The sequence below is a fragment of the Clostridium sp. HBUAS56017 genome, from assembly GCF_007115085.1.
Taxonomy (GTDB): domain Bacteria; phylum Bacillota; class Clostridia; order Clostridiales; family Clostridiaceae; genus Clostridium; species Clostridium cibarium.
In genome coordinates this window covers 69,413-77,265 of sequence record NZ_SULK01000016.1, presented here as the reverse complement: position 1 = coordinate 77,265, position 7,853 = coordinate 69,413, and the positions used below count along the sequence as shown (strand labels likewise).

General features: G+C 29.5%; 10 protein-coding genes and 1 tRNA gene. All 11 read right to left on the bottom strand.

Annotated features, from left to right (window positions below):
- A tRNA-Leu gene (locus tag FAY47_RS14125) sits at positions 1-84 on the bottom strand.
- 260 nt (positions 85-344) lie between these two features.
- Entirely contained in the window at positions 345-755 is a 411-nt protein-coding gene (locus FAY47_RS14120) for a S1 domain-containing RNA-binding protein (RefSeq protein WP_143317558.1), read from the bottom strand.
- A gap of 60 nt (positions 756-815) precedes the next feature.
- A complete protein-coding gene (locus FAY47_RS14115; RefSeq protein ID WP_143317557.1) occupies positions 816-1,097 on the bottom strand; it encodes a septum formation initiator family protein in 282 nt (93 codons plus the stop codon).
- 76 nt (positions 1,098-1,173) lie between these two features.
- Complete coding sequence (gene yabQ, locus FAY47_RS14110; protein WP_143317556.1) at positions 1,174-1,566, bottom strand: spore cortex biosynthesis protein YabQ; 393 nt, start codon at positions 1,564-1,566, stop codon at positions 1,174-1,176.
- 5 nt (positions 1,567-1,571) lie between these two features.
- Positions 1,572-1,844: a sporulation protein YabP gene (yabP, locus tag FAY47_RS14105; protein WP_143317555.1), complete on the bottom strand. Its 273-nt coding sequence runs from the start codon at positions 1,842-1,844 to the stop codon at positions 1,572-1,574.
- Between the two features lie 67 nt (positions 1,845-1,911).
- On the bottom strand, positions 1,912-2,172 hold the full coding sequence (locus FAY47_RS14100) for an RNA-binding S4 domain-containing protein (RefSeq protein WP_143317554.1): 261 nt from the start codon (positions 2,170-2,172) through the stop codon (positions 1,912-1,914).
- 63 nt (positions 2,173-2,235) lie between these two features.
- Positions 2,236-2,511, bottom strand: a complete 276-nt coding sequence (locus FAY47_RS14095; protein WP_143317553.1) for an HU family DNA-binding protein — start codon at positions 2,509-2,511, stop codon at positions 2,236-2,238.
- Positions 2,512-2,738: 227 nt separating this feature from the next.
- Positions 2,739-4,190 (bottom strand): nucleoside triphosphate pyrophosphohydrolase, encoded by a 1,452-nt coding sequence (gene mazG, locus FAY47_RS14090; protein ID WP_143317552.1) that lies wholly within the window; start codon positions 4,188-4,190, stop codon positions 2,739-2,741.
- Between the two features lie 15 nt (positions 4,191-4,205).
- Positions 4,206-5,750 (bottom strand): polysaccharide biosynthesis protein, encoded by a 1,545-nt coding sequence (locus FAY47_RS14085; RefSeq protein WP_143317551.1) that lies wholly within the window; start codon positions 5,748-5,750, stop codon positions 4,206-4,208.
- 116 nt (positions 5,751-5,866) lie between these two features.
- The gene (gene spoVT / locus FAY47_RS14080; protein ID WP_143317550.1) at positions 5,867-6,421 is read right to left on the bottom strand and encodes a stage V sporulation protein T; all 555 of its coding nucleotides are present in this window, start codon (positions 6,419-6,421) and stop codon (positions 5,867-5,869) included.
- 185 nt (positions 6,422-6,606) lie between these two features.
- Positions 6,607-7,650 carry a SurA N-terminal domain-containing protein gene (locus FAY47_RS14075; protein WP_185966840.1) on the bottom strand — a complete coding sequence of 348 codons (1,044 nt, stop codon included), beginning with the start codon at positions 7,648-7,650 and terminating at the stop codon, positions 6,607-6,609.
- Positions 7,651-7,853 lie beyond the last annotated feature (203 nt).

Genomic DNA, 7,853 nt, shown 5'->3' with positions numbered 1-7,853 from the left:
CCGAAGACCGGAATCGAACCGGTACGGTGTTTAACCACCGCAGGATTTTAAGTCCTGTGCGTCTGCCAGTTCCGCCACTTCGGCAAGTTTTTCTCTTGCTGTCTCTAGCAACAAAACTAATTATATAGCATGATTTATATACTGTCAACATTTTTTTATATACTTTTTATTATATTATAAATATGTTACCTATATTGCTCCTAAATCGGCTATTTCAGTAGCATCTTTCTCCTAAATTATACCTTTCACTCGCTTGATAACTAGATGAAAAAACATAAAAAAATAAGATGCTTAGTAAAAACTATACATCTTATTCTTATATTTATATAAAATTACTAGATCTTTTATGATCTGTTTTTACTATTCTTACCTTTAAATTCTTGATGTTTCTTTACATCCTGCATTTTTTCTTCACTATCTTTTAAGAATTTAGATATTTTATCTTCAAAGTTTACTGATCCAACTTTATTAGTACTTCTATCTGTTCCCCAATCAAATTCTACAGGCTTAACAGACTTTTTTTGAACATTTGCTTGCTTAATAGATAAGCTAATCTTTCCATTATCATCTATTGAGATAACTTTAACCTTAACCTTATCCTGTTCATTCAAATGTTGTCTTATATCTTTTACAAATGAATCTGCTACTTCTGAAATATGAACTAACCCAGTTTTCCCGTCCACCTCTACAAAGGCTCCAAAATTCGTAATGTTTACTACTGTTCCCTCTAATATGTTTCCTGCCGCTAAGGTCATGTTTAAAAGAATCCTCCTTAAATTAAATATATATGTTATTAAAATAATAACCTACCCTTGTTAATTGGGATCAGACTTCTTTATTTCTACAGAAGTTTCACCCTTTTTTATCATATTTAGTCTTTCTCTCGCTAATTGCTCAATATATTCATCTGATTGAGCTTTATCGCTTTCTTCTTTAAGCCTTTCATTCTTCTTCTGAAGTTCTTGAAGTTGCTCTTGTTTAGCTTGTTTATCTTTTTCTATCCTCACCATAGTTTGTTCTTGTCTAACAAAACCTACAATAAGAATAATTGATAGCACTAAGATTATTAAGTTTTTTATTGTTAACTTCCTTTTCATCCGTAGCACCTCATAATAAAATCTATATTTATATTGTAATCACTATATCTATTTTATTCAAGTTATTTTTAGTTTGTTACGAATTTTTATTTCCCATTCTTGATAAAAATATCTTAAAAGGGTAAACTAAATTCTTAAACATTACTCTAAAAAATTTTATTATTCCTTTTGCAATAATTTTTTCAATATATATTACGTAATGACTAACTAATTTAAAGTATATTATTAACGATATAAATATAAATAAATATACGTACGGACCTAAAAAAGCATAGTTTGTATATAATAAGAAAGAAAATACAACAAGTGTGCAAAATGCCCAAAATAATACATCCTCTATAACAATCAAAAGTTTAGGAACCTTAAGACCTCTTATCAACCTATAAGCATCAAAGAGAATCCCTGTAATAACTCCTGCTATCAAGCTATAGATGACTATGTCTAATTGTACATCCAATTTTAACGGCATCTATTTTACTGAAATATCCTTTTTATTATGTTCTCTTTATTCTTTTTCACATTTTTGCCACTATAGATGATAGCCAAAATTGTTCCACATATAATCACATCACCATTTTGCACATCCAACTTATTCATTTTTAAACCTTCGCCTTTTATACTTAAATTCCCCAAATTTGTATTTAAAGAAATTTTTTCATCATCAAAGTTTACAACTTCCAAAACACCTGTCAATGTAAGTTTTTTTCTACTCTCTAATGTTAGATTACTTTTCATTTCTTCTTCCATACATAATCTCCTATATTAGTTGTTAATAAAATATATGTATAAAAAAGAATCTTTATTCTAAAAAATGTTATTCTTGATCTTCCTCTCCTTCAAGAATAACATACATATCTTTCGCATCTTCTTTTCTTACGTGTTCAGCAATATTAACTATTTTAGCTTTTAATGATCTGCTAGCAAATTGAATCTCAATAATATCATTTTCTTTAATATCACTAGAAGCTTTTGCTACTTTTCCATTAATGCTTACTCTTCCAGTCTCACAAGCTTCTTTAGCTACCGTTCTTCTTTTTATAATTCTTGAAACCTTAAGGTATTTATCTAGTCTCACCTTTTTTCTCCTTTCCACTTATTTGTAAAAGAACCCGAGCAAATCTCTCGGGTTCTCTTTAAACTATTTGTTTACTTTTTCTTTAAATTCTTTTCCAGCTTTGAATACTGGAACAGTTGAAGCTGCTATCTTAATAACTTCTTTAGTTCTTGGATTTCTACCATCTCTTGCAGCTCTTTCTCTAGTTTCAAAAGTACCAAATCCTACTAATTGAACCTTTTCACCTTTTTCTAATGCTTCTTCAACACTTTCTATAAATGCCTTTAAAGCTACTTCTGCATCTTTCTTTGTTAATTGGCTCTTTTCTGCCATGCTTGTAATTAATTCTGATTTATTCACGATTACATCCTCCTTAAAATCCAGTTAACCTTTTATATAACTGTGTTTATGTACCACAACTACATTATACTATTATATAACCACTTTCCTATGTAGTCTATACATTTAGTACATTTTATATGTTAATCTACTAAATTTATATATTAATGGATTATATATATACTGTAGCGTAGTAACTGTTAAAGTATAATATTCTCCAAAAAAAATAAAATTCCTTCTTGTAAAGCTTATTTTTCAAGTTTTTTTGCGTCTTCCCATAATATATTCATTTCTTCAATTGGCATACTCTCTAAACTTACCCTTCTCTCTCTTGACTTTTCTTCTATATAATTAAACCTCTTAATAAATTTATCTGTAGTAAAATTCAAAGCTTCTTCTGCATCAACTCCTAGGAATCTACAAAAATTTACACAGGAAAATATTAAATCTCCTACTTCTTCTGTTATCCTTGCCCTATTTTCACTTTTATATACATCTAAAACTTCATTTATCTCTTCTTCTACCTTTTTTATTACATCCTCTATATTATCCCAGTCAAATCCTACCTTTTTAACTTTTTTCTGAACCTTACTCGCTCTTACCAATGCAGGAAGTGCCTTAGCAATCCCCTCCAACTCATCACCAATAGTATTAAAATTCTTTTCTTTCTTTTTTAATTCATCCCAGTTTTCTAAAACTTCTCTTGAATCTTTCACATTACTATTTCCAAATACATGAGGATGCCTGTATATCATTTTATCGCAAATTCCTTGTATAACATCTCCAAAATTAAAATACCCCTCTTCTCTTCCAATAGCTGAATGAAAAATTATCTGTAGCAACACATCTCCAAGTTCTTCTATAAGCGCGTTATCATCTTCATTCTTAATAGCTTCGTATACTTCATAGCTTTCCTCTATAATTGCACTTTTTATAGAATCATGAGTTTGTTCCATATCCCAAGGGCATCCATTTTCTCCTCTTAATATATCTATAATGTCCATAAGATCATAGATATCCTTTTTATTCTTTATATCTCTTGGTACGTAAACAGAGGTCAAATAATCTAAATCATCTTGCATGTCTAATTCATAAAGAGGTATATTTCTTATACTTTCTTCTCCTTCTACCCCAATAGCTCTGCAATAAATTATTTCTGTTTCATCGCTATAGTACTCTCCAAGTTTTATTTTAACTTCTGAAGCAATAAACTGATTATATACTTGGGTAATAACAGTTCCAACTCGTTTATCAAATATTTGCTTATCTATATCAAAAGCATCCACTACTTTTATTCCATCTGTAAAATCAATTTCTAATCTATTCATAATTACATCCAAAAAACTTGTAGCTGGTACAATTTCATATTTAACTGAATTTTCTTTACATAGATTAATTAAGTTTGTAACAGATTTCTCTGCTTCTAATGGATGCCCTGGAACTGCATACACTAAATTCCCTCTTTCTTTATGCTTGTTTATTAAATCACTTGCTATTTCTTCATATACCTTATCAAAATTAGTTAACTCTTCATAAACGTAATCATAACTAGTAAAGTTAATACCTTCTGTCTTCAAATATTCAACAACAGGATGTTTTTCTGTTCTAACTATAACGTCACTTTTTTCCTTTAAGGTATTAATAGCTCCTATCGTAAGCTCATCTATATTACCTGGCCCCAATCCTACTATCTTTATCATTAGGCTCTCTCCTTTTTATTTATTTTTTCGTCTATTTAATCTTTCTTTAACTTCATTAAAACTTAGTACTTTAAGCAACAATATACTTATTGTGTATATTATAACACCTACAGATATAGATAGTAAGCAGGATATGCTATTACTCCCCGAATTTCTATATATCATATTATATATTATCAAAACTCCTATCATCATAAAACTCGCTGCATATGCAGGTTTTATAAAATTGTCATAAAAATTAAATTTTGTTTTTAGCTTAATTTTCATGGAAACTATGTTTAAAATAGTGGTAAATACATATGCCCCTATACTTGCAATAACCGCACCATATATATTGAACTGTATTAATGGAACTAATAACATAGTTAATATTACTTTAACAACACAACCTAAAAATAAATTAATTACAGGTAAAACATAACTTCCTATACTTTGCAAAATAGATGTAGTAGTTTGCGTTACTATTATAAAAGGAATGGATAATGAAAGATATTTCAATATATCAACCCCATCAAATCTTCCCGGAAAAATAAACTTCATTATAGGTTCTGCCATAAAAAATAATCCAAACATACACGGAACCCCTATAATAGCAGAAAATTTTAGTGATATATCAATTTTACTCTCAACCTCTCTCATCCTTCTAAGAATATAATTTTCTGCAATAATTGGTATCAAAGAAGTACATAATGCCATAGATAAAGTTAGAGGAATATTAACTATTACAGATGCCTTTCCTGTAAGTTGAGCATATAATATTGTTGATTGTTGATTTGAAAATCCTGCTTCCAAAAGTTTTTGAGGAACTAGTATAGAATCAATTAGGCTCATAATAGTACTAACTGTTGCTCCCAAAGATATAGGAATAGCTATCATCAAAATTTTACTTAAAATTTCAGGACTACTTTTTATTGTTTTAATCCCATAACTTTTTTTAACTTTATAATATTTAAAGCATAAATATATACTTCCTAGAAATCCACCAGCTGCTGCTCCAAAGGCAGCACCTCCTGCTGAATGTTCTATTCCTTTAGGTAACAGAACTATGGCTAACCCTACTCCAAAAACAACTCTTCCCACTTGTTCAAATATCTGCGATATAGCCGGAGCTGTCATATTTTGAAGGCCTTGAAAAAAGCCTCTATAGACAGTCATAATAGATATTATAAAAGGAGCAAATGAAATTCCTATTAATGAATAATATGCTCTCTGGTCCCACTGCAAGAAATTAATTATAGGTTTTGCAAATAAAAATAATATACATGATGTGCCTGTCCCAATTATCATCATTATAATTGTAGATTCTTTAACTACTTGGAAACTTCTATTTATATCTCCTTTTGCATTATTCTCTGATATCATTTTTGACATAGCTACAGGAATTCCTGACGCCATAGCCACAAAAAACATATATAACGGGTAAGACATCTGATAATACCCTACTCCTTCATCTCCAATAAGCATTATTAGAGGCCATCTAAAGAACAGTCCCAAAAACCTAGCAACTATCCCAGATATTCCCAAAATTAAACTTCCTTTTATTAAGGATTGCTTTTTCATAAAATACCTCCAAACTTTATATGTACTAGTTATTTTTATTTTAAGTTTAGAGGTATTATTACTGTTATATTTTTCTCTTTTCTTTTCAAGTTAAAAATCCATGTTATTGCTACTATTTATTGTTCCATTTGCCTACCTAAAAATCCTGAAGCTGTCTCTGCCAATTTAAGCTCTACCTCTCCCAGTTTTTCCCCTGCCTCTTTAGATAATATAATTACAGCTCCAATTGAATCTCCTTCTGTAATTATAGGCGAAATAACCTGTGCAGTGTATTTTCCTTCAACATCATCCTCATCATTGTGCAATGGAATAACTTTTTTTTCATCTCCTAAAAGAACAGTTTTTCTATCTTCCATTACCTTTTCTAACTCTGGACTGATTTTTCTCTCTATATATTCCTTTTTAGTTGTTCCACTTACAGAAATAAATGCATCCTTATCTGCAATTAGAACAATATTTCCTATTGCTTGTTGTAAACTTTCTGCATATTCCTTTGAAAAATCAGTTAATTCTCCTATAGGGGAATATTTTTTTAATATTACTCCTCCTTCTCTGTCAGTAAAAATTTCTAATGGGTCTCCTTCTCTTATTCTTAAAGTTCTTCTAATCTCCTTTGGTATAACAACTCTTCCTAAATCATCAATACGCCTTACAATTCCTGTTGCTTTCATTATTAAAATTAACCTCCTTATGTAACTAATTAATTTGTAGCATTATTATTATTTGACTTAATAGAAATTTTATACACATATACCCATTATTTATACTTGGTTAATTCATTTACTATAAAAATATTTTTTATAGTAAAAAAAACAGGAAAGTTTTTCAAACCTTCCTGTTTACGTAATTATATCAATTATAGCTTATCTTCATATAATTTAACTTTCATATTATCTTTTAATTCTTGAACTTTATCCTTATATGCATCTTGTTGCTTTTGTTGTAATAATTGACTCTTAATTGTTCCTTTAAGAGTATCATCAAGTGGTTTTACCTCATCATTTGGATACACCTTAGTATTTACTATTATATGATAACCAAACTGTGTCTTAACAACTTCAGATACTTGATTGGCTGGTAAAACTTTAAATGCGTCTTCAAACTCTTTAACCATTCCACTGTTTTCAAAACTTACACGACCTAGTTCTTCATACTTAGAAGAATCTTTAAACTCAGCACTAGTTGATAAATCCTTTAATGATGTTCCAGAAACAGCTTTTGCTCTAGCTGCATCTGCTTTAGCCTTTGCAGCTGCATCTCCACCTTCCACTGCATTACCATTTGCATCTTTTGCTGGAGCAAATAATAAGTGTGTTACATCAGCTCCTGCCTTAGTTGTATATGTACTCTTATTGTCATTGTAGTTATTTTCTACATCTTCATCTGTTACTTCTACACCCTCAACAATCTTATTAACTATCTTTTGACTTACTAATTGTTTTTTTAATTCTTCTACTATGCTATCACTATCATATCCTATTGATTTTAAATATTCCTCATACTTGTCATCTGATCCAATCTGCTTTTTGAAGCTATCTATTTGTTGATCAACTTCCTTTTGGATTTCTTCATCGTCTATTTCAACACCTAACGCTTCTTTGTTTTTTAATAGTACTTCTTGATCAACTAAACTTTCTAAGTATTGCTTTCTCATGTTTTTTAATTGCTCTTTTAATTCATCTTTTTTCTCAAAATCTTCACCATATTGTTGTTTATATTGATCCAAATATTGTTTAAGAGCTTTATCAACATCACCTTTTGTTATCTTTTTGTCTCCAACCTTAGCTAATACTGTTTTTTGTATTGATTCTGGTGTTCTTTCTATCATATTGCACCCAGCAAATGATAACACCATAACTCCAGCTAACGCCATTATTATATACTTCTTAATCTTTTTCAAAGCCATTCCCTCACTTTTCTACTTATTAATAAATTTTAACTACTTATTGAATAACAAATTCTATACCCAAAAACAGAAAATTCAAAAACCTTCCTCTGTTTTCTTATAATTTAAATAATTATTATAGCTTATCCTCGTATAATTTAACCTTCATATTGTCTTTTAATTCTTGAATTTTATCTTTGTATGTGTCTTGTTGCTTC